Annotated in this window: 20 protein-coding genes and 1 tRNA gene; 9 read left to right on the plus strand and 12 right to left on the minus strand. The window is 69.9% G+C overall.

All coding sequences use genetic code 11. From position 1 onward, the window contains the following. The 5 genes from ftsX to ACTOWY_RS33845 form a co-directional block, all read right to left on the minus strand. Entirely contained in the window at nucleotides 1–903 is a 903-nt protein-coding gene (gene ftsX, locus ACTOWY_RS33825) for a permease-like cell division protein FtsX (RefSeq protein WP_247756011.1), read from the minus strand. 48 nt (nucleotides 904–951) lie between these two features. After that, on the minus strand, nucleotides 952–1,641 hold the full coding sequence (ftsE, locus tag ACTOWY_RS33830; RefSeq protein WP_185009839.1) for a cell division ATP-binding protein FtsE: 690 nt from the start codon (nucleotides 1,639–1,641) through the stop codon (nucleotides 952–954). A gap of 115 nt (nucleotides 1,642–1,756) precedes the next feature. Beyond that, nucleotides 1,757–2,857 carry a peptide chain release factor 2 gene (gene prfB, locus ACTOWY_RS33835; RefSeq protein ID WP_441313666.1) on the minus strand — a complete coding sequence of 367 codons (1,101 nt, stop codon included), beginning with the start codon at nucleotides 2,855–2,857 and terminating at the stop codon, nucleotides 1,757–1,759. A 29-nt stretch (nucleotides 2,858–2,886) separates the two neighbouring features. Beyond that, nucleotides 2,887–3,387 (minus strand): PadR family transcriptional regulator, encoded by a 501-nt coding sequence (locus ACTOWY_RS33840; RefSeq protein WP_441313667.1) that lies wholly within the window; start codon nucleotides 3,385–3,387, stop codon nucleotides 2,887–2,889. Nucleotides 3,388–3,484: 97 nt separating this feature from the next. After that, a complete protein-coding gene (locus ACTOWY_RS33845) occupies nucleotides 3,485–5,080 on the minus strand; it encodes a thiamine pyrophosphate-binding protein (protein WP_441313668.1) in 1,596 nt (531 codons plus the stop codon). Between the two features lie 146 nt (nucleotides 5,081–5,226). Between ACTOWY_RS33845 and ACTOWY_RS33850 the strand changes: the two genes are divergently transcribed. Both ACTOWY_RS33850 and ACTOWY_RS33855 read left to right on the plus strand, forming a co-directional pair. Further along, on the plus strand, nucleotides 5,227–6,195 hold the full coding sequence (locus ACTOWY_RS33850; RefSeq protein WP_441313669.1) for a helix-turn-helix domain-containing protein: 969 nt from the start codon (nucleotides 5,227–5,229) through the stop codon (nucleotides 6,193–6,195). A gap of 163 nt (nucleotides 6,196–6,358) precedes the next feature. Continuing rightward, on the plus strand, nucleotides 6,359–6,595 hold the full coding sequence (locus ACTOWY_RS33855) for a hypothetical protein (protein WP_185009849.1): 237 nt from the start codon (nucleotides 6,359–6,361) through the stop codon (nucleotides 6,593–6,595). Between the two features lie 53 nt (nucleotides 6,596–6,648). On the opposite strand, the gene ACTOWY_RS33860 is transcribed toward ACTOWY_RS33855, so the two are convergent. Next, a complete protein-coding gene (locus ACTOWY_RS33860; RefSeq protein ID WP_441313670.1) occupies nucleotides 6,649–7,863 on the minus strand; it encodes a cytochrome P450 family protein in 1,215 nt (404 codons plus the stop codon). A gap of 92 nt (nucleotides 7,864–7,955) precedes the next feature. Here ACTOWY_RS33860 and ACTOWY_RS33865 point away from each other — a divergent pair, with 92 nt between their 5' ends. Beyond that, nucleotides 7,956–8,531, plus strand: a complete 576-nt coding sequence (locus ACTOWY_RS33865; protein WP_441313671.1) for a TetR/AcrR family transcriptional regulator — start codon at nucleotides 7,956–7,958, stop codon at nucleotides 8,529–8,531. 100 nt (nucleotides 8,532–8,631) lie between these two features. Here the strand turns inward: ACTOWY_RS33865 and ACTOWY_RS33870 are convergent. Both ACTOWY_RS33870 and ACTOWY_RS33875 read right to left on the minus strand, forming a co-directional pair. Beyond that, nucleotides 8,632–8,705 (minus strand) — tRNA-Met (locus ACTOWY_RS33870). 302 nt (nucleotides 8,706–9,007) lie between these two features. Continuing rightward, nucleotides 9,008–11,962, minus strand: coding sequence for a UPF0182 family protein (locus tag ACTOWY_RS33875; protein ID WP_441313754.1), 2,955 nt, complete (start codon nucleotides 11,960–11,962; stop codon nucleotides 9,008–9,010). A 171-nt stretch (nucleotides 11,963–12,133) separates the two neighbouring features. Between ACTOWY_RS33875 and ACTOWY_RS33880 the strand changes: the two genes are divergently transcribed. After that, complete coding sequence (locus tag ACTOWY_RS33880) at nucleotides 12,134–12,676, plus strand: PPA1309 family protein (protein WP_441313672.1); 543 nt, start codon at nucleotides 12,134–12,136, stop codon at nucleotides 12,674–12,676. Between the two features lie 74 nt (nucleotides 12,677–12,750). Here ACTOWY_RS33880 and ACTOWY_RS33885 read toward each other — a convergent pair whose 3' ends face one another. Next, nucleotides 12,751–13,773 carry a YlbL family protein gene (locus tag ACTOWY_RS33885; RefSeq protein WP_441313673.1) on the minus strand — a complete coding sequence of 341 codons (1,023 nt, stop codon included), beginning with the start codon at nucleotides 13,771–13,773 and terminating at the stop codon, nucleotides 12,751–12,753. Between the two features lie 68 nt (nucleotides 13,774–13,841). On the opposite strand from ACTOWY_RS33885, the gene ACTOWY_RS33890 reads away from it, so the two are divergent. Together ACTOWY_RS33890 and ACTOWY_RS33895 are read left to right on the plus strand one after the other, a co-directional pair. Further along, entirely contained in the window at nucleotides 13,842–15,239 is a 1,398-nt protein-coding gene (locus ACTOWY_RS33890) for a zinc-dependent metalloprotease (RefSeq protein WP_441313674.1), read from the plus strand. Between the two features lie 97 nt (nucleotides 15,240–15,336). Next, nucleotides 15,337–16,719, plus strand: coding sequence for a glycoside hydrolase 5 family protein (locus tag ACTOWY_RS33895; protein WP_441313675.1), 1,383 nt, complete (start codon nucleotides 15,337–15,339; stop codon nucleotides 16,717–16,719). A gap of 128 nt (nucleotides 16,720–16,847) precedes the next feature. Here the strand turns inward: ACTOWY_RS33895 and ACTOWY_RS33900 are convergent, their stop codons facing one another. Then, a complete protein-coding gene (locus ACTOWY_RS33900) occupies nucleotides 16,848–17,381 on the minus strand; it encodes a M48 metallopeptidase family protein (protein WP_441313676.1) in 534 nt (177 codons plus the stop codon). Between the two features lie 209 nt (nucleotides 17,382–17,590). Here ACTOWY_RS33900 and ACTOWY_RS33905 point away from each other — a divergent pair, with 209 nt between their 5' ends. The 3 genes from ACTOWY_RS33905 to ACTOWY_RS33915 all read left to right on the plus strand — a co-directional run bounded on the left by ACTOWY_RS33905 (nucleotide 17,591) and on the right by ACTOWY_RS33915 (nucleotide 20,416). After that, nucleotides 17,591–17,746, plus strand: a complete 156-nt coding sequence (locus tag ACTOWY_RS33905; protein WP_185009861.1) for a DUF5679 domain-containing protein — start codon at nucleotides 17,591–17,593, stop codon at nucleotides 17,744–17,746. Nucleotides 17,747–17,936: 190 nt separating this feature from the next. After that, nucleotides 17,937–19,022, plus strand: a complete 1,086-nt coding sequence (locus tag ACTOWY_RS33910; RefSeq protein WP_441313677.1) for a TOMM precursor leader peptide-binding protein — start codon at nucleotides 17,937–17,939, stop codon at nucleotides 19,020–19,022. 77 nt (nucleotides 19,023–19,099) lie between these two features. Next, on the plus strand, nucleotides 19,100–20,416 hold the full coding sequence (locus ACTOWY_RS33915) for an ABC1 kinase family protein (RefSeq protein WP_441313678.1): 1,317 nt from the start codon (nucleotides 19,100–19,102) through the stop codon (nucleotides 20,414–20,416). 189 nt (nucleotides 20,417–20,605) lie between these two features. Here the strand turns inward: ACTOWY_RS33915 and ACTOWY_RS33920 are convergent, their stop codons facing one another. Next, a complete protein-coding gene (locus ACTOWY_RS33920; protein WP_441313679.1) occupies nucleotides 20,606–20,791 on the minus strand; it encodes a hypothetical protein in 186 nt (61 codons plus the stop codon). Nucleotides 20,792–20,807: 16 nt separating this feature from the next. Further along, the gene (locus tag ACTOWY_RS33925) at nucleotides 20,808–21,464 is read right to left on the minus strand and encodes a response regulator (protein WP_441313680.1); all 657 of its coding nucleotides are present in this window, start codon (nucleotides 21,462–21,464) and stop codon (nucleotides 20,808–20,810) included. Nucleotides 21,465–21,782 lie beyond the last annotated feature (318 nt).

The raw sequence follows: 21,782 nt of genomic DNA on the forward strand, positions 1-21,782 counted from the left end.
TTACTGCCGCACGTACAGCCGCAGCGTCACGTAGCCGGTGACCGCGGAGATCACCACACCGACCAGGAACAGCCAGGGCGAGACGTAGAGCACGTCACCCATGCCGATCGGCGGCAGCACCGCGTTCTTCACCGGCTCGGCCATCATCGGGTCCACCACGGTGGCCTTGAGGATGGACAACCCGGTGACCGCCAGGATCGAGCCGATCACACCGGCCACCACGGCCTCGATGAGGAAGGGCAGCTGGGTGTACCACCGGGTCGCGCCGACCAGGCGCATGATGCCGACCTCGGTGCGTCTGGTGAACGCGGACACCTGGATGGTGTTGGAGATCAGCAACAGCGCGGCCAGCGCCTGCAACAGCGCGATGAAGAACACGCCGTTGCGCAGGCCGTCGAAGAAGGCGAACAGCTGGTCGATCAGCGCCCGCTGGTCATTGATCTTGGCTACGCCTGGTTTGTCCTTGTACTCCTTGGCCAGCGCGTCGAACCGGGTCGGGTCCTTGAGCTTGACCCGGAACGAGGCGGGCAGCGATTCCGGGCGGACGATCTCCACCAGGTCGCGGTTGGTCGCGTAGATCTCCTTGAACCGCGCGAAGGCCTTGTCCCGGCTTTCGTAGGTGACGGTGTCCACGAGCGGGCTCTCGGACAGGCTCTTCCGCAGCGCGGAACAGATGTCCTGGGCGCATTCCTTGTCGTTGGCGCTGAGATCGCCGGACAGGGTCACGCCGACCTGGAGCTTGTCGTAGTACTGGTTCTGCACCTTGTCGATGAGCCGCACGATCAGCAGGCCACCACCGAGCAGGCCGAGGGAGATCGCCGTCGTCAGGATCATCGCGATCGTCATCGTGATATTCCGGCGCAGGCCGGTGATGACTTCGCTGAACACAAAACTGGCGCGCATCGGGCTTCGGCGTTCCTTGGGTAGTCGGGCAGGAGTCGGGGGTCGGACCTAGCGGCCGACGCCGTACACCCCTCGGGCGTCGTCACGGATGACCTTGCCGAGGTGCAGCTCCACCACCCGGCGGCGCATGGCGTCGACGATCGAGTGGTCGTGCGTCGCCATCAGCACGGTGGTGCCGGTGCGGTTGATCCGTTCCAGGAGCAACATGATGTCCTGGCTGGTGTCGGGGTCCAGGTTGCCCGTCGGTTCGTCGGCCAGCAGCAGCAGCGGCCGGTTCACGAACGCTCGCGCGATCGCCACCCGCTGCTGCTCACCACCGGACAACTCGTTGGGCAGCCGGTCCGCCTTGCCGTCCAGACCGACCAGTTCCAGCACCTCGGGCACCACCTTGCGGATGGTGTGCCGGGGCTTGCCGATCACCTCCAGCGCGAACGCCACGTTCTCCGCGACGGTCTTGTTGACCAGCAACCGGAAGTCCTGGAACACGCAGCCGATGCGCTGGCGAAGCCGGGGCACACGGCGCCGTGACAGCTTGCCGACGTTGTAGTCGGCCACGTGCACGGTGCCCTTGCTCGGCGTCTCCTCCCGCAGCAGCAAACGCAGGAACGTCGACTTGCCGGAGCCGGACGGACCGATGAGGAAGACGAACTCGCCCTTGTCCACATGCACCGACACATCGTCGAGCGCGGGACGGGTCGAGGTCTTGTAGGACTTGGACACGTGTTCGAGCCGAATCACGACGCCGGAGTCTACTCATGCGACGTGTGAGTGCTGTGCGACGCAAGCCCGCAAGTGGGTATTCGGTCGGTTACATGGGGTGAACGGTAGGTCTGTTTGGTCCTGTTTGGTCGGCTTACTCGCTGGTCCGGCGCCAGCGGATGCCTGCCTCCAGGAAGCCGTCGATGTCCCCGTCGAGCACCGCTGAGGGATTGCCCACCTCGTGCTCGGTGCGCAGATCCTTGACCATCTGGTACGGGTGCAGCACGTAGGAGCGCATCTGGTTGCCCCAGGAACCGCCGCCGTCGGCCTTGAGCGCGTCCATCTTGGCCTTCTCCTCCTGGCGGCGGCGCTCCAGCAGCTTGGCCTGGAGCACGCCCATGGCGGTGGCCTTGTTCTGCAGCTGGCTGCGCTCGTTCTGGCAGGAGACCACGATGCCGGTCGGCAGGTGCGTGATGCGCACCGCCGAGTCGGTGGTGTTCACGCCCTGGCCACCGGGGCCGGAGGAGCGGTAGACGTCGATGCGCAGGTCCTTCTCGTCGATCTCGACGTGGTCGGACTGCTCGACCACCGGCACCACCTCGACCGCGGCGAAGGAGGTCTGGCGGCGGCCCTGGTTGTCGAAGGGCGAGATGCGCACCAGCCGGTGGGTGCCCTGCTCGACCGAGAGGGTGCCGTAGGCGAAGGGCGAGGAGACCCGGAAGGTGGCCGACTTGATGCCGGCCTCTTCGGCGTGTGAGACATCGAACACGTCGGTGGGGTAACCGTGCCGCTCGGCCCAGCGCAGGTACATCCGCATGAGCATCTCGGCGAAGTCGGCGGCGTCCACGCCACCGGCCTCGGCGCGCACGGAGACCAGCGCCTCCCGGGAGTCGTACTCACCGGAGAGCAGCGTGCGGACCTCCAGCGAGGCGATCGACTCCCGCAGGAGGGCGAGTTCCTTGTTCGCCTCGGCGACCGAGGACTCGTCCTCCTCCTCCTCGGCCAGCTCGTAGAGCACGCCGAGGTCATCCAGGCGCGAGCGCAGGTCGGTCACCCGGCGCAGCTCCCCCTTCTTGTGGGAGAGCCGGCTGGTGACCTGCTGGGCCCGTTCGTGGTCGTTCCACAGGTCCGGCTGGGCGACCTGCTCCTCGAGATCGGCAACCTCGGCACGCAACTTGTCGAGGCCCATCACCGCCTCAACACTGGCCAGCGTGGCGGAGAGGTCCTTGAGGTCGGCTGCGACGTCGGGGTTCACAGCCCTAGAGCGTACTGGGAAGCCGCCGCTCAGGTGACGGGGATGGCGTCGAGCAGCTTGATGACTGCCCGGGTGTGCGCCACGGCGAAGTCCGCGGCGGCCTTGGCGTAGGGGTCCTGGGCGGCCTTGGCCGAGTTGCGGGCCTCGTCCAGCTGGCCGTTGTAGGCCTGCTTGGCGGAGTCGACCAGCGTCTGGCGCTGCTTGGCCGGCAACGAGCCTGCGTGCATCAGCCGCAGGATCAGCGGGCTGCGCAGGTGGTCGGGTCCCGGCTCGGTGGCAAGCCAGGCCTTGAAGGCCTTCTTGCCCGCGGCCGTGATGAGGTACTGCTGGCTGGAGCGCGGCCCCTGCTTGCCTAGCTTCAGCAGGCCGGCATCGGCCAGCGCGGGCAGTTCCCGGTAGACCTGGCTGCGCGTGACGCTGAAGAACGCACCGAAGCGTTCCGTTGCGGCAGCAACGAGCTGGCCGCCGGTCTTGGGACCGTCGTGCAGCAGGCCGAGGAGAGCCGCGGCAGTCGCGTTCAGTTCTGACACATGTTCAACGGTGCCACGGCTTTCCTCCGCTGTCCACATTGGTCAGCCGTTCTGTCCATTGTGTATGGTCGCGCTCTGGGCCGAACGGGCCTGGTGATCACCCGAATGGCCCTCTGCGGACTGAGACCGCCGGCCGCGGGGATCTCCGCTCGCGCACCAGATGTGCTGGGCTGGGCATGGGCCCGGTGGGCACCTCCACCAGCGCGGGTTCGGCCAGGTTGATCGCCTGGGCCACCGCGGCGCAGAGCGAGTCCGGATCGCTCGCGCGGAAGCCGCGCACGCCGAAAGCCTTGGCCAGGCCAAGGAAGTCCACGCCTGCCGGGTTCTCGTTGAACACCACCGTGATCACACCGATCCGATAACGCTTGGCGGTGGCCAGCTCCTGCGGGTTCCAGGCCGAGACCCCGTCGCCGAGCAGCGCCACCACCGGCCGGTCCGGTTGTGCCAGCTTGGCGCCCAGCGCGGTGGCGAACGCGCCACCCAGCCCGCCGTCCTGCCCGGCGGCCAGGAAGGTTCGCGGTTCCAATACCGGGTAGGCCGAAGGGACCACACAGCCGATCGGACCGACCTCGTCGACCAGCACGCCGTCGGCGGGGATCGCCTTGCGCAGCGCGGAAACCCAGCCGAGCTGCGGACCGCAGGCGGTCAGCTCGCGCGCGGTCCACGCCCAGATCCGGTCCAATGTGGACATCGGCCAGCCGCGGCCACGCACCTGGCCGACCGCCTCGGTCAGCGCGGCCAGGCCCAGCCGGGCGTCGGCGTGCACGGTCACATCCGGCTCGCGCGGGCCGCCCAGATCGTGCTCGTCGGCGTTGAGCAGCACCAGCCTGGTGTGCGCGCCGATCCGGTTGGGCTCGCCGGTGGACTCCAGGAACCGGGCGCCGACGGCCAGCACCACATCGGCCGCTCGCAGCAACTGCCTGCCCGCCAGGTGGGGGAAGGCCAGCGGGTGATCGCCGGGAATCGCGCCGGGACCGCCGAGGCTGGTGACCACCGGCGCGCCCAGGGATTCGGCCAGCGCGAGCAGTTCGGCGTCCGCGTCGGCGGCCTGCACGCCCCAGCCCGCGTACAGCACGGGTTTGCGTGCGCCGCGCAGCAACTTCGCGGCGGCCTCGATCTCGCCCTGGTCCGGGCGCACCGGGCAGGCGGCGTCCAGGCCGGGGTCCAGCAACCGGATGTCGGCCTCGGCGGCCAGCACGTCCGGCGGCAGTTCCAGCGCCACCGGGCGCGGCCGGCCCGAGCGCAGCGCGCGGACCGCGGTGCGCACCATGGCAGGCACCTGCTCCGGCCGCCTGGCCAGCGCGCAGTGTGTGGTCAGCGCGGCCAGCACGCCGGACTGGTCGGGCAGTTCGTGCGGCAGCCCGAGTCCGGCGCCGAGCAGGTGCGAGGGCGCCTGACCGGCCAGCAGCAGCACCGGGGTGGACCGGCTGTGCGCGGTGGCCAGCCCGGACAACGCGTCCAGCACGCCGGCGCCCGGCCCGACCAGGCAGACCCCGATCCGCCCTGACGCCCTGGCGTAACCGTCGGCCATCCGGGCCGCGGCCTGCTCGTGCCGCGCGGCGTAGAGACGCAGTGCGCCGCCGGTGCGCGCGATCGCCTCGGTGGCCGGGCCCAGCAGGTCGTGCGGCACCCCGGCCAGATCGCGGACGCCCTCGGCGAGCAGCTGCGCGACCAGGGCCTGTCCGCCGGTCATGCGCATGAGCGGCCCCCGTTTCCTCGCTTCGCACCGGCAGTCTTGATCACCGAATGGAGCAACGATTGTCCGTCCGCGCACGCACACTGGTTGGCAACGCACGCACTGACCCGGTTCACTGGTCGGATAGAGGAGGAGGCCCGCCCATGCCCGTGCTCGTGCACACCAGCACCGTCACCGAGCGCGACCGCCTTGACTTCTGGCGGGACGCGGGCGAACGGGCGGCGATGCCGATCGAGATCACCGACGCGCGGCCGGGCGATTTCCGGGCCCGCCTGCGTGGCCAGCGCTTCGGCGCGGTGCAGGTGAACGAGATCACCGCCAGCCCGCACATCATCCGACGGGCCCGGCGCGGCGGGGAGACCGGCACCGAGCTGTGCAAGACCACCTTGGTGGCACAGGGCAACTGCGTGCTGAGCCAGGACGGGCGGCGGACCGAGCTGGGGCCGGGCGACCTGGTGCTCTACGACGGCTCCCGGCCCTACGAGATGGTGATGCCCGAGCAGGTGCGGCTGCTGGTGCTGCAGTACCCGCGCAGACTGCTGGCCGGGCTGGACGAGTACGACCGGCTGCGCGCGTTGCGGCTGCCCACCTCGGCCGGACTCGGCGAGGTGGTCGCCCAGCTGCTGCGGCATGTGGTGTCCACAATGGACGAAACCGACGGCGCGGCAGGCGTGCGGCTCACCGACAACCTGCTCGATCTGCTCGGCGTGCTGCTCGGCGAGCACCTGGCGCCACGGTCCATCGAGCCGGACTCGGCCCGGCGGGCGCTGCTGTTACGGGTGCTCTCCTTCGTGGAGACCCAGCTGCACGATCCGGACCTGGATCCGGAGTCGATCGCGGCCGCGCACCACGTCTCCACCAGATACCTGCACAAGTTGTTCCAGGACCGGCCCGAATCACTGGCCGCCTACGTGCGGGCCCGGCGGCTGGAGCGCTGCCGCAGCGATCTGCGCGATGTCACCCAGGCGGGCCGCCCGGTGGCGGTGCTGGCGGCGGCGTGGGGGTTCCGGGACGCCGCGCACTTCAGCAAGGTGTTCAAGAACGCCTATGGTCTACCGCCCGGCGAGTACCGGCGGTCCTTCACGCAGCGCAGCCAGCAGCGCGTTCGGTAACCCCACGCGGGTGGTTCGCCCCGCGCGGACCGGTGTTTCCCGCGCACAGGTCTACCCCGGACGGCCGAACAGCCCGGAAGATCACTCGGCGCGGGGCTCGTCCAACGCCGTACGGGTCCCGTCGTCCGCCGACGAGCAGATCCTGTGACGGGGAGGTCCTGCCGTGCATCGCAGTTGGTTCCGAACGAAGTTGGCCGAGAAGAAGGACGAGGTCACGACCAAGGTCAAGAGCAACGTGACCGCGCGGGCGAAGGCGTTGATCCCGCAGAAGCTCACCGAGACCGGACCACGAGACAACTGCATGGTGTGCGGGAAGAAGCTCAAGCCGCACTCCGTGGCCAACGGCGACGGCCGGGTGTGCTCACCCGGTTGCGCGCACGCCTGGGTGAAGGGCCTCTGAGCCAGGAGTAGGCGGGCCGGTCCCCAGGTTGGCGGACCGGCCCGCGCTCCCCCTCAGTCGCCGACCCGCAACGGCAGCGACGCGTAGCCCCGCAGCAGCGCGCCAGGTCGCCGGAGCAACTCGGCGGCGGGCACCGCCAGCTCCAGCTTGGGAAAACGGCGCAACAGCGTGCTGAAGGCGATCTCGCCCTCCAGCCGGGCCAGCCGCGCGCCAACACAGAAGTGGATGCCGTGTCCCAGCGCCAGGTGCGCGTTCGCCGGGCGATCCAGGTCGATCCGGTCCGGGTCGGCGAACTGCCGCGGATCCCGGTTCGCCCCGCTGGTGGACAGCAACAGCAGCGAACCCGCCGGCACCGGCACGCCGCCGATCTCGGAATCCTCGGTGGCCACCCGGATCAGCCCTGGGTGCACCGGCCCGTCCAGCCGCAGGAACTCCTCCACCGCCGCCGGCACCAGCTCAGGCCGCTCCCGCAGCCGCTCCAGCACGTCCGGCCGCTGGAGCAGCAGCACGGCGCCGTTGCCGATCAGGTTGACCGTGGTCTCGTGCCCGGCGTTGAGCAGCAGCACCCCCATGGCCACCAGCTCCTCGGCGGAGAGCCGGTCGCCGTCCTCGCTGATCGCGATCAGATCGCTGATCAGGTCGTCGGCCGGGGCCACCCGCTTGGCCTCGATCAGCCCGGCCATGTAGGCGACCAGCCCGTCCACCGCCGCCGCGGCCTCCCGGATGACCTGCTCGGAGTCCAGGTAGGCCAGCATCTGGTGGGACAGCGCGCCGAAGTGCGCCCGGTCCTGCGCGGGCACCCCGAGCAGCTCGCAGATCACCAGCACCGGCAGCGGGAAGGCGAAGGCGGCGACCAGGTCGATCTCGGACTGGCCTGCCACCTCGTCCAGCAGCCCCTCGGCCAGCTCGGTGATCCGCGGCCGTAGCGAGTCCACCCGCTTGGCGCTGAAGGCCCGCACCACCAGCCTGCGCAGCCGGGTGTGGTCGGGCGGGTCCACGTTGAGCATCGAGGAGCCCAGCAGCTCCTGGAACTTCTGCAGCACGATCGCGGTCGGTCCCTGGAGCTGACTGACCGTGTCGGTCAGATCGTTGCTGAAGCGCGGATCGCCGAGCACCCGGCGGACGTCGGCGTACCGGGTGATGAGATGCCGGGTCAGCCCGTCCGGGAACTTGATCGGGACCACCGGCGCGAGTTCCCGCGCCTGTGTGAGCAGCGCGAACGGCTCCGGCCCCATCAGGGTGAGAAATTCAGTGGTAGGCGTCGACATGACACACTCCCCCAGATCCTGGCCCAGACTCTACGGATGTAGAGGCTCTACAGCCGTAGAGTACACCGCGTGACGCCGAGGTGCGAGCAACCATGAGCAACGAGCAGCCCACCCGCCGCGAGGCTATCGCCGACGCGGCCATCGAGGTGCTCGCCGAACACGGCTCCCGGGGCCTGACGCACCGTGCGGTGGACGCCAAGGCCGGTATCGCGGCCGGGTCCACCTCGTACTACTTCCGCACCCGCCTGGCCCTGTTGGAGGCCGCCCAGGCCCGGGTGGCGCAGCTCCAGCTGGCCCGGATGGCCGCGGTGGCCGACGCCGCGCCCAGGACCGCCCTGGAACTGGCGCAGCTGATCACCGCCAACATGCGCGCCATCCGCGTCAACCCCACCCTGACCATCGCCACGATGGAGCTGAGCCTGGAAGCGGTCCGCCGCCCGGAACTGCGCCCGGGGGTCGCGGCGGCCAGGGACCTGTTCGTGGACTGGCAGGACCGGATGCTGCGAGCCATCGGCGGCGAACCCTCACCGGAGCTGACCCAGCTGCTGGCCAGCCTGGGCACCGGGATGGTGGTCGAACTGCTGAGCCTTGGCGAGGCGGTGCCTGCGGCGTTCTTCGACGCGGAGGCTCAGGCCCGCAACTTCAACCGCCTGCTCGGCAACTACTGAGCCGGCGAGGCCGGGGCTCGGCGCGAGCCCCGGCTCGAACCTGGACAAAGACAAAAAGAATCCGGCCCCCAGGGTGTGAAACCCTGGGGGCCGGATCTAGTAGCGGGGACAGGATTCGAACCTGTGACCTCTGGGTTATGAGCCCAGCGAGCTACCGAGCTGCTCCACCCCGCGCCGTCTAGCTTTTGGAGCCTTGGAGCTTCTTACTTTTTTTTCTGTCGTTCTTGCTGACAGGAACTACTTTACACGGCGGTCCAACCATTTCCAAATCGGGGGGTAAAACCGCCCCTGACCTGCGGGAACTTCCAACAGCCTACCGCAGCCCGGCCGCGACCCGGAGATCGAGACCCCGCCCGCACGTACCCCGGAAAAGCGGAAAGGCCCGGCGAACCGGGCCTGACCATGACTTTCGCGCTCCGGGAGTACGGGGTGAATCACCTGGAGACCCAGAAATGTGATCCACCCCGCACCCGGAATCAGCCGCCCGGCTTCGAGGTGGGCGTCGGCTGGTTACTGCTCGAAGGCGGCGGCTGCTGCGGCGGCGGCGCCTGACGGGCCGTGTCGAACCGCTTGGACGCGTCGTCGAGATCCTTCAGCGCCTGACCCTGGGTCGCGTAGTCCCCATCGGTCTGCGCCTTCTTGTACTTGGCCCAGGCCGAGACCATGTCCGCCGCCGCACGCTGCGCGGCGTCGTTGAGGCCACCGGTGTTCGGGTTCGGCGGTTGCCCCGGCGTGGTGGTGCCACCGCCCGGCTGACCGGGGTTCGTGATGTTCGAACCCGCGCCTGCCCCGAAGACCTGGTCCAGCGCCTCGGCCAGGGTCGGCTTGAACCCGACCCGGTTCCCGAAGCTCACCAGCACCCTGGCCAGCTGTGGGAAGGCGTTCTGGTCCTTGCGCTGGATGTAGATCGGCTCCACGTACAGCAGACCACCGGCCACCGGCAGCGTGATCAGGTTGCCGTTGACCGCGCTCGCGTTCGGGTTGCTGAACAGCGTCCGGTTCTCCGTCACCTCGGGTGTGGAGAAGAACCTGTTCTGCACCTGACCGGGACCCTCGGTCTGGGTGTTGGTCGGCAATCTGAGCACGTTGATCTGACCGTAGGTGTCCGGATCGGACGAGGCGCTCACCCAGGCCGCCAGGAACTCCCTGCGCAGACCGGTCAACGCGCTGGTCAGCTGGAAGGTCGGCTTGGTCTGGCCGTTGAGCTGGGCCACCACGTAGTACGGGGGCTGCTTGCCCTCGCGGTTGCCGGTGGCGGTGGAGGTGCCCACGGTCTCATCGGTCGGGTCGTCCGGCACGTCCCAGAACTCGTTCTGGTTGAAGAACACACCGGGCTGCTCGACGTGGTAACGGGCCAGCAGGCTGCGCTGGACCTTGAACAGGTCCTCCGGGTACCGGAAGTGCGCCCGCAGCGAGGGCTTGACCTCGTTGTTGCCCTTGACCAGGTTCGGGAACACGCCCCGCCAGGCCTTGAGCACCGGGTCCTGCTCGTCCACCGCGTACAGGGTCACCGTGCCGTCGTAGGCGTCCACGGTGGCCTTGACCGAGTTGCGGATGTAGTTGATCTGCGTGTTGGGCAGCCGCGGCTGGCCCGGCAGCGAGTCCTGCACCGTCTCACCGAGCGAGCTGCGCTGGGCGTACGGGTAGTTCTGCAGCGTGGTGTAGCCGTCCACGATCCACTGGATCCGGCCGTCCACCACCGCGGGGTACGGATCGGCGTCCACGGTCAGCCACGGCGCGGCCTTCATCACCCGGTCCCGCGGATTGCGGTTGTAGATGATCTTGGAGTCGCCACCGATCGCGCCCGAGAACAGGATGTTGCGTTCACCCTCGTTGGCCGCGAAGGCCAGGCGGTTGAACCAGTTCCCGATCGGCACGCCGCCCTTGCCGGTGTAGGTGTACTTGCTGGAGTCGGTGTCGTACTCCGCGGCGGCCTGACCGGCCTTGCCCACGATGGCGTAGTCGGTGATCTTCTCACCGAAGTAGATCCGCGGCTGTTCCACGTTGAACGCGCTCTTCGTGGAAAGGTCGCTGACCTGGTAGTTCGGGTAGCCGCCCTGGCCGCTGCCGTCCTGCAGCGCGGAGTTCACCGTGTTCGCCGGGGCCGCGACGAAACCATCGCCGTGGGTGTAGGTGAGGTGCCGGTTGAGCCAGTCCCGCTGGTTCTCCGCCAGCCCCGCGCTGTTCAGCTCCCGGACCGCGACGATGTAGTCCTGGATCTTCCCGTCGAGGGTGTAGCGGTCGATGTCCAGCTTGTCGCCGAAGGAGTAGAAGTTCTTCCGCTGCTGCTGCTGGGTGAAGGTGGGCGCGAGCACGCCCGGGTCCAGCAACCGGATGTTCGGGATGGTGCCCTGGTCCGCCTTGACCTCGGCCTGCGAGGACTCGGACCTGCCCGCGTAGTCGGTGTACTTGACCTTGTCCGGGGTCAGTCCGTACGCGTTCCTGGTCGCCGCGATGTTGCGCTCAATGGATTGGGACTCGCGGGCGATCGGGTTCGGGCGCACCGAGAACTGCTCCAGCAGCAGCGGCCAGGCCGCGCCCAGCAGCACGCTGGAGAGCACCATCAGCACCGCGGCGATCACCGGGATCTGCAGGTTGCGCACGAACGCGCCGACGAAGAAGGCCACCGCGCAGATCACCGCGATGATGGTGAGGATCAGCTTCGCCGGCATCACCGCGTGCAGATCGGTGTAGGTCGCGCCGTTGAACTCGGCCTTGCGGGTGCTCAGCAGCAGCCCGAACCGGTCCAGGTAGTAGGAGACGCCGTAGAGCAGCACGAACACCCCGGCGAGCACGGCGAGCTGGACGCGTGCGGGCACGGAGAGCTGCCCGCCGCGGCCGGCCAGCCGGATGCCGCCGAAGATGTAGTGCGCGATCAGTCCGACGAAGAACGCGCCGGCCACCGCCACGAACGCCCAGGACACCAGCCATTCGTAGAAGGGCAGGCGGAAGGCGTAGAAGCTGATGTCCCGGCCGAACTCCGGGTCGTTGACGCCGAAGGGCACCGAGTTCAGGAACAGCTGGATGCGTTCCCATTCACTCTGCGCCGCGGTGCCGGCCACCAGGCCGACGGCGAGGGGGATGCCCCAGCCGACGATCCGCACCCGCGCCAGCACCGCGGTGCGGTAGCGCGAGACCGGGTCGTCGGGACCGGCCACCGGCACGAACACCGGCCGGCTGCGGTAGGCGAGGTAGAGGCTCAACCCGACTGAACCGCCAATGAGCACGGCGACCGCGACGAACAGCGCGATCCGGGTGAAGAGCACGGTGGTGAACACCGAGCGGAAGCCGACTTCGCCGAACCACAGCCAGTCGACATAGGTGCCGAGCAGCTGGGAGGCCAACAGGAAGGCGCCCAGAATCAGCGCGCCGACAATGAGCAGGATCCGACTACGCCGGGATAGCTTCGGCATCCCGACCGGGGGCCGCATGGCCACGTGAGCACGCTCCTGGGTCGCGGTCGATCAGTTTTCAGCGGTCTGGGCCGGATGTCGTCCAGGCCGAGAACACGGCTGAGCAACGGACAGGCATCGTCCCGTATGTCCAACTCTACGGACGGCCGTTTGGGTTCCTGACTCGCCTCGTGTTATCGAAGTGCGACGATGTGCGCCGTGTCTTCCGCACCCGACTTCACCGCAGCCCTGCCCGCAGCCGCACGAGAGGTGGACGACTTCGTTGCGACCGGTGGCTGGGACCAGCCGCCGCAGCTGTTTGCGCTGGTCCCGACGGCCGCGCTGCTCCAACAGGAGCCCGAGCTGGCGGACAGTCTCGACCCGGACGCGATGCTCACCCCGATCGCCCAGGACAGCCTGCCCGACGGCGACCTGGGCACCGCGCTGTCCCGGATCGTGTGGCCGGACGCGGTGGCGGGCTGTGTGGTCACTCAGGAGATCGTGGTGCTGCCGCCGACGGCCGAGGAGCAACTCAACGGGACGGAGACCGACCCTGCGCAGGCGGCCAGGATCGCCGCCGAGCACCCGGACCGCCGGGAGGCCCGGCTGGTGGCCGCGGTGCTGCGGGACGGCACCGGCGCCTGTGTGCTGCGGGTGCGCAAGGCCCCGGACGGCCCAGGGGACGAACTGGTCGAGCAGCCCGACCTGGCGCCGAACCTGCTTGAGGCGCTGCGGCAGACCTTCCAGGACTGAGCCAGTGGCGCCGGCCGGGTTCGCCGTGCACCCGGCCGGCGCCTGCTCGGCACCGCCGCGCGGTTCGAGTCCGCTCAGCAGGCCGGCGTCGGCTGGTTGTTCCGCAGTGCCTCCAGCGCGCTGACCGCCTGGCCCAGCGAACCGACCTTGACCAGCTTGAGCCCGTCCGGGGTGCGCTGCTTCGCCTCGGCGCAGTTGCCCTCCGGCACCAGGAACACGGTGGCGCCCTGGTTGCGGGCGGCGATCATCTTGAACGGGATGCCGCCGATGGCGCCCACCTTGCCCTCGGCGTCGATCTCGCCGGTGCCCGCGATGGACTGGCCGCCGTTGATCTCGCCGGGGGTCAGCTTGTCCACGATGGCGAGGGCGAACATCAGTCCGGCCGAGGGGCCGCCGACGTCCTTGAGCGCGATCTTGATCTGGAACGGCACGTCCGGGCGCTCGGCCGAGGTCACCCCGAGCACACCCTGCGGCCGGTCCTCGGCCTTGCCCAGCGTCACTCGGGCGGTCTTCTCCGGGTCGGCGTTGTGCTGGTAGCGAACATCTACCTGGTCACCCGGCTTGGATTTCTCCAGCGCGGCCCGCACCTCGGTCGCGTTGGCCACCGGTTTGCCCGCCACCGCGAGGATCCGGTCGCCCGGCTCCACGATGCCCTTGAGCGCGCTGTTCTCCTCGACCTTCACCGCGAGCACCTTGACCGGGTACTTCAGGAACCGCAGCGCGGCGATCTCCGCGCTGGACTGGGAGTCCTGGAAGGCCTTGCTGTTCTCCTGGTCGATCTGCTGCTTGGTCTTCTCCGGCGGGAACAGCTCCTCGCGCGGAGCCAGCGCGTAATCGCCGGAAAGCCACAGGCCGAAGGCGGTGAGCAGGGTCATGCCGTCGTTGAGCGAGACCGTGGTCATGGACAGCTTGCCGCCGGTCGGGAAGGTGTTCTCACCGCCGATGTCGACCACCGGGGTGTCGCTGACCTTGCCGAGGGTGTCGTAGACCGGGCCGGGCCCGAGCGCGACGTAGGGCACCGGCAGGAGTGCGCCGAGCAGGCCGAGCACCAGCACGAGCACGGAACTGAAAAGCAGCGTCCAGGTACGGCGGGTCACGACGACACAGCGTACGGGGCGGTCGACGTCGCCGGGTGCACCCTCCACGGTCCGCGTACCGTGGAGGCATGACGGACCAGCCGTTCGGCTTCAGCGCACCGGACCCGGACGAGGGCGACGGCCGCAAGCGCTCCGAGGGAGCGGGCGGCCAGCAGAACCCCTTCGGGTTCAACATTCCCGGCATGCCGCCAGGGGGTATCCCTGGCCTGCCGGGCATGCCGCCCGGCGGCAGCATCGACATGGGCGCGCTCGGCCAGATGCTCAGCCAGCTCGGCCAGATGCTCAGCCAGTCCTCCGGGCAGACCGGGCCGGTCAACTACGACGTGGCGAAACAGATCGCCGTGCAACAGCTCATCGACAACGGCGGCAACCTCAACCCCAGTGGTCAGCAGGACTCGGCGGTCGCCGACGCGGTGCGCCTGGCCGAGCTGTGGCTGGACCCGGCCACCGCGCTGCCGGTGGGCGCGCGCAGCACGCAGAGCTGGTCGGCGATGACCTGGGTTGAGCAGACCCTGCCCAGCTGGCGACGGCTGTGCGATCCGGTCGCCCAGCGGGTCTCCGGGGCGTGGGTGGACGCGCTGCCCGACGAGGCGCGGCAGGCCGCCGGTCCACTGCTGTCCATGGTCGGGCAGATGGGCGGACTCGCCTTCGGCTCCCAGCTCGGCAACGCGCTGGCCCAGCTCGGTTCCGAGGTGCTGACCTCCACCGACGTCGGCCTCCCGCTCGGTCCGGAGGGGGTGGCCGCGCTGCTGCCCGCCAACGTGGAGAAGTTCACCGAGGGCCTTGGCCGCCCGGCCAGCGAGGTGCTGGTGTTCCTGGCCGCCCGCGAGGCCGCGCACCAGCGGCTGTTCGCGCACGTGCCGTGGCTGCGGCAGCGACTGATGGCCACGGTCGAGGAGTTCGCCAGCGGCATCAAGGTGGACGTGGCCGCACTGGAGAACCTGGCGGGCCAGCTCGACCCGAGCAACCCAGCGGCTTTGGAAGAGGCGATGGGCTCGGGCGTGCTCAACCCGGAGCACTCCCCGGAGCAGAAGGCGGCACTGGCCCGCCTGGAGACCATGCTGGCCCTGGTCGAGGGCTGGGTGGACGTGGTGGTCGGCGACGCGGTGGGCGACCGCCTGCCCGGTGCGGACGCGCTGCGCGAGACGCTGCGGCGCAGGCGCGCCAGCGGCGGCCCTGCCGAGCAGACCTTCGCCACCCTGGTCGGCCTGGAGCTGCGTCCGCGCAGGTTGCGGGCCGCGGCCGCGCTGTGGCGGGTGATGACCGACCAGCACGGGGTCACCGGCCGCGACTCGGTCTGGGAGCACCCGGACCTGATGCCCACCACCGAGGATCTGGACGACCCGCTGGGCTTCGCCGAGCGCTGGGGCCAGGGCAACGCGGACCTGGACGACCCGATCGCGGCGATCCAGCGCGCCGAGGAGGCCGAACGCCGCGAGAAGGACGACGAGCCAGAGGGCAAGTGAGCCCGCAGAGCCAGTGCGCGGGGCCGGCCGGGTGAGCCGTCCGGCCCGCGACTAACGACTCTGGCCACGGCGGGGCAGGGCAGGGTGCCATGAAGTGGTGCCAGCCGAACTGCCCCGCCGCTCCTTCCTCCGCACCGCGGCCGCCGCGCCCCTGGCCGGAGCCGCTGTCGCCGCCGGTACCCCCGCGGCCACCGCGAGCCCGGCCACCGGCCCGATCTCCCCTGATCCCGCGGCGAGCCCGGACACCGCGGGCTCCCCCGCGTCCCGCCGCCGGATCCGCTTCGGCGTCAACTACGTCCCCAGCAAGAACTGGTGGTTCAGCTGGGCCGACTGGGACCGCGCCTCGATCGCCCGCGACCTGGACCGGATCGCCGCGCTGGGCATGGACCACATCCGGATCATGTGTGTCTGGCCGGAACTGCAGCCCAACCCGCACTACGTCCGCGCCGAACAGCTGGACCGGATCGCCGACCTGCTCGACCTGGCCGACCGCAACCGCCTGGACGTCGAGGTCACCGTGTTCAACGGCGCGGTCAGCGGCCTGCTGTTCATCCCGCCCTGGCTGATCGACAACGGCACCGGCAAGGTCCGCGACTTCTTCACCGACCCACCGGCCCTGGCCGCCCAGCACCGCCTGCTGGAAGCCCTGGCCGCCCGCATCGGCAAACACCGCCGCTTCCTGGGCTTCGACCTGTCCAACGAGGTCCACTGGGCTGGTATCCCGCTGGGCCTCAAACCCACCCCCGCCCAGGGCGACGCCTGGCACAGCACCCTGTTCGCCACCTGCGAACGCCTGGCTCCCGGCAAGCTGCACGTGTCCGGAATCGACCACTACCCCTGGCTCAACGACGCCTATTTCAGCCGAGACGGCCTGGCCACCAGCGGCACCGCCAGCGCCGTGCACACCTGGGCGGGCTGGACCAGGGTGATCCAGGACTTCGGCCCGCTGTCCACCCCGTCGGTGCACTACTCGGAGTACTTCATCGAGGTGATCAAGGCATTCCACCAGGATCCGCACCGCCAGGTCTGGGTCGAGGAAACCGGTGTCTCGACGAAGTGGATGGCCGCGGAGCTGATCCCCGAGTGGACCGAACGCTCGATCAGAGCCATGGCCGCCAGCAGCGACCTGTTCGGCATCACCTGGTGGTGCTCACACGACCTGAACCCGGCCCTGTCCGGTTTCAACCCACTCGAATACGACCTCGGCCTGCTCACCAACACCGGCGCCCGCAAACCCATCGCCGCCACCATGACCCGCCTGATCCGCGAATACGACCACCAGCCGCCGAGTCCGCTGCCCCGCCCGGTGGCCCTGGTCCTCCCGGAGGGCCAGATCCCCGGCCTGGACTTCCTCAAGGCCTTCGCCCGCCTGATCGACCGCGGCATCCGGCCAGCGGTGGTCAAGCAATCCCGCAGCACCGACCCGGCCTATTTGGCCAGCCGCCACATCGAACGCCTGGTCCGCCCCGAGGAGGCCTGACCCAGCCAGCCACCGCCACCTCAGCGGCCCGGCGCGGCGACCCACCCCGGCTCAGCGACCCCGCACAGCGACCTCGGCTCGCCAATCCCGGCTCAGCCGCCCGGCCAGTCAGTCCCGCGCCCCTGCCCTCAGTCCCCCTCGACCTCGATCCCCAGCCCAGCCGCCGCGGACAGTCCCTCCAGGAACCCCATCGCCCGATCGGTTTTCGGATAGGCCCGCACCAGCTTCCAGAAATCCGCCCCGTGCCCCGGCACCAGCAGGTGCGCCAGCTCGTGCACCAGCACGTAGTCGAGCACCCAGGACGGCACCTCGCGCAGTCGCTCGCTGATCCGGATCGTGGCGTCCCCCGGCGTGCAGGAAGCCCACCGGGTCCGCATCGGCGGCACCCAGCGCACGCTGCTGGGGCTCGCCCGGCCGCCGAAATGCTTCGCGTTCAGCTCGGCACACCTGGCCAGCAAAACCTCGTCGGAGGAGCGGGCGGGCGAACGCCGCCGCGTCTCACTGCGCTGGAGCTTGCGCAGCATCTCCTCGACCCAATGCTCTTCTTCTGCCCGGCTCATCCTCGCCGGTAGCAGGACAATGATCTTGTCCCCCTCCCGGTACGCGGTGACCGTGCGCCGACGCCGCCAGCTGCGGCGTACCTCGACCTGCGCCTTCGCCACGAGGTTCACCGTACGGCCAGCACCGACATTTTGGTCGCAACCATCCACAGGCGAGGTCGGGTGAAGCGGGCACACCGTGGCTGTGTCGTTCCGGCGGTTCGCAGAAACCACAGGTAGCGTGGCCGCGAGTCGCGAGCGAGGCGGGCGGGCCAAGCTCAGTCAACCCCGGTCGTGGGAGATCGGGGCCACAACAGCCAAGGGAGGTCGCCGTGGCCGAGAGCTACAACGGCTACTGCGTGAAGTGCCGGGAGAAGCGGGACTTCGAGGGCCAGGTCGAGGAAAGCAACAACCGTCGGATGGCCAAGGGCACCTGTCCGGTGTGCGGAACCAAGATGACCCGGATTCTCGGCAAGGCGACTGTCTGACCGAACAGACTGTCGCCACAACACGCGGCACCACACGATTCGAGGGGCGGCTCACCACGAGCCGCCCCTCTTTCACGCCCTCTACCAGCCCAAACACCACCCCAACACCCCCGCGGCCAATCTGTGGATAACCCACCCCCCTGTGGATAGCTTTTTTCCACTTTCGCCCCCGCCCTGCGACCGTGGCCCCATGACCGCAACCCTCCAGCCCACCGCCCCCGCACCCGCCGCGACCAGCACCGACGACCCGCTCTCCCTGGTCAGGCCGCGCATCCTGCCCTGCCTGCCGGTGCTGCGCCGGGAGAACAACACCGTCCAGCTCGGCCTGGATCGCCGACACGGCGTGCTGCTCGACCGCCTGTCCCCTGACCAGGTGAAAACCGTGCTGCGCCTGGATGGCGGACACACCGTGGCCGACCTGCACGAGCTGGCCCCGCCCGAGCAGGTCGACCAGGTGCTGGACCTGCTGACCGAGGCCGGGCTGCTGGACCAGCCGGTCGGCCCCGGCGCGGGCGGGCGACTGCGCAGCGACCGGGCCACCTGGGCCTTACGCACCGGCTCACCCCCGGAAACGCTGATCGCGCTGCGCGAGCACGCCGCGGTGCAGGTGCGTGGCCGCGGCAGGCTGGCCACCGCCATCGCCGGGCTGCTCGCCACCGCGGGCGTCGGGCACGTGCAGATCGAGACCTCCGGCGCGGTCGACGTGGACGATCTGGGCTGCGGGTTCACCGAGACCGACATCGGGCGGCCCCGGGCGGAGGCCGCGCGGGCGCACCTGCTGCGCTGCGCGCCCTCGGTGCGCACCGAGGCGCTCACCGGCCGCCGCCGGCCGGACCTGGTGGTCCTCACCGACTGGCACGCCCCGGACGCGGAGCTGCTGGGCAGGCTGATGACCGACCGGGTGCCGCACCTGGCGGTGCGGGTCAGCGAGGGCGTCGGCTACGTCGGGCCGTTCGTCCGGGCCGGGCGCGGGGCCTGCCTGCAGTGCGTCGAACTGCACCGGGGCACGGCCGATCCGCACTGGCCGCGGGTGTCCGCGCAGTTGCTGTGGCGCACCCCGCCGCCGGAGCTGAGCTGTGCGCAGGCCACCGCGGCGCTGGCGGCCACCCAGGTGCTGCTCGCCCTGTCCTGGCCGGAGAGCGGGCGGGTGCCGCCGCCGAGCTGGTCGGCGGTGCTGGAGATCGACCCGATCAACGCCTCCATGGGGAAGGAGGTGCTGACCCCGCATCCGGATTGCCCCTGTGGCGCTGGCTCACCCCATGCTGATTACATGTAGGCAGACAACTGGGTGGGCCGGTCCCGGTGTGACCGGGTCTGTTCCGACTGCCGTCGAACTCGGGGGAGAATCGCTCGGTGACTGAGATCCCGCGCCGTGCCGTCGCTCGCACGGCCAAGCTCGCCAGCCTGCCGCTCGGCGTGGCGGGACGTGTCGCCGCCGGCTGGGGCAAACGCCTGGTCGGGCGCAGCGCCGAGGAGATCAGCGCGGAGATGTCCGCCAAGACCGCGGAGCAGTTGTTCGCGGTGCTCGGGCAGCTCAAGGGCGGGGCGATGAAGTTCGGCCAGGCGCTGAGCGTGTTCGAGGCGGCCATTCCCGAGGAAATGGCCGCGCCGTACCGCGAGGCGCTGACCAAGCTCCAGTCCGCCGCGCCCGCGTTGCCAGCCAAGACGGTGCACCGGGTGCTGGCCGAGCAGCTCGGCAGCGGCTGGGCCAAGCGGTTCACCGAGTTCTCCGACGAACCCGCGGCCGCGGCGAGCATCGGACAGGTGCATCGCGCGGTGTGGCACGACGGGCGCGAGGTCGCGGTCAAGGTGCAGTACCCGGGCGCGGACGAGGCGTTGCTCGCCGACCTGCGCCAGCTGGAGCGCTTCAGCCGGTTGTTCCAGGCCGTGGTGCCGGGCATGGAGGTCAAGCCGCTGCTCACCGAGTTGCGGGAGCGGATGGTCGAGGAACTCGACTACCGCAACGAGGCCACCAACCAGCGCACCTTCGCCACCGCCTTCGCCGGGGACGAGCGGGTGCTCGTGCCCAGGGTGGTGGCCAGCGCGCCGAGGGTGATGGTCACCGAGTGGGTCACCGGCACCCCGCTGTCGGCGATCATCCGGGACGGCGAGCGGGTGGAACGGAACGAGGTCGGCGGCCGGCTGGCCGAGTTCCACTTCTCCGCCCCGGCCCGCACCGGACTACTGCACGCCGACCCGCACCCCGGCAACTTCCTGGTGCTGCCCGACGGCAGGCTGTGCGTGCTCGACTTCGGCGCCTGCGCCCAGCTTCCCGACGGCCTGCCCGAGACCCTGGGCGTGGTCACCCGGCTGGCCCTGGAGGGCCGCTCCGACGACATGCTGGACCGGTTGCGCGGCGAGGGTTTCATCCGTCCCGGCTCGGACCTCTCCGCCGAGGACGTGCTGGCCTACCTCGGCCCGTTCGTCGACCCACTGCGCACGGACCAGTTCCACTTCACCCGGTCCTGGCTGCAGGGCCAGGCCGAACGGATCAGCGACCTGCGCGGCCCGGACTTCCGCACCGGCCGGTCCCTGAACCTGCCACCGCAGTACCTGCTGATCCACCGGGTGACCTTCGGCTCCATCGGCATCCTGTGCCAACTGGACGCGGAAACCTCCCTGCTGGACATCGTGACCCGCTGGCAACCCGGCTTCGCCAACGAAGGCTGACCAACCACCACCGGGCCAGGGTGGTACGGGTCGAGTCGCCCGGCACGCGAGTTCGGGCCTGGGCGCGACTGGGTGCGGAAGCGTCGGCGCCGCTCGGCGCGGCGCGACTGCGCGGGGCCGGAGAGGGCGGCTGTCCGGAGTGGTGCTGGGTGGACTGGCTGGCCGAGGAGGGCTGGGCCCGGGGCAGGGTCACCAGTACTCGTCGGGCAGTTTGCCCTCGATGTCGCGCACGTGGGCGCGTGCGCAGTCGGGGCACAGCCAGCGGGTGCCGCGGGTGGTGCGTTCGGCTGACCAGGCGAGCAGCACAGCCGGATCGCTGTCCTGGTCGCGTTGGCTGCCGCAGCGGAGGCACATCGGCGGGTCGGACTCGCCCATGTGCTGACGTTAGCGCCTAGCCGATGATCGCGGCGTCGTGGGCGATCAGCGCGGCCTGCACCCGGTTGTCGCAGCGCAGCTTGGTCAGCATGCGGCTGACGTGGGCCTTGATCGAGCTTTCGCTCAGGCACATCACCCTGGCGATCTTGGCGTTGGCCATGCCCTTGGCGACGTGCACCAGGACCTCGCGTTCACGCTTGGTCAGGGCGCGGACCCGGTGGGAGGCCCGGTCACGACGGTCCGCCTCGGCGCCTGCCACGTGGTCGACCAGGCTGCGGGTGGCCGCCGGGGACAGGATGGCGTCCCCCGCCGCTACCACGCGGACCGCGTTGACCAGCTCTTCCGGCCTGCCGGTCTTGGGCAGGAAGCCGACCGCGCCCGCGCGCAGGGCGGGCAGCAACAACTCGCCCGCGGCCGGGTTGGCCAGCATGACCACGCGGGTCAGCGGAGAGTGACGGCGGATCACCCGGAGGGCGGCCAGCGCGTCCGTTCCTGGCATCACCGCGTCGAGCAGCAGCACCCGTGGCCGGTGCGTGCGCACCAGGTCCACGGCGCCGTGGCCGTCCTTGGCCTCGCCCACCACGACGATCTCCGCGGCGCGGTCCAGCACGCCGCGGACGCCGGTGCGGATGAGAATCTCGTCGTCGGCGATACCGACTGTGATCAAACCCATGCGGTCGGGACTGGGAACACTGGATCGCTCCGATGTGTGGTCTCGTCGAAGGACTGGCGCTGTTCTCGTCATCAGCGTCATCTCTGCACCCCAACAGATTTTTCGCACTGTGGATAGGTATCCCAACCAGATAGGTCGGATGGCTAAGTCTGACCTGGATCCTGACTGACTGGCTAGTCATCCAGTCGGCCGAGTCTGGCGAACGTGCCGGAGCGGCGACGAGCAGTGGTGCACCCGCCGTTTGCCGAGCCGTTTACCGAGCCCGCGACGATGTGACTGACCAGTATTCTGAGTATGCACCTGTTCGGGTTACCACTA

The sequence above is a fragment of the Crossiella sp. CA198 genome (genome assembly GCF_052078295.1).
GTDB lineage: Bacteria > Actinomycetota > Actinomycetes > Mycobacteriales > Pseudonocardiaceae > Crossiella.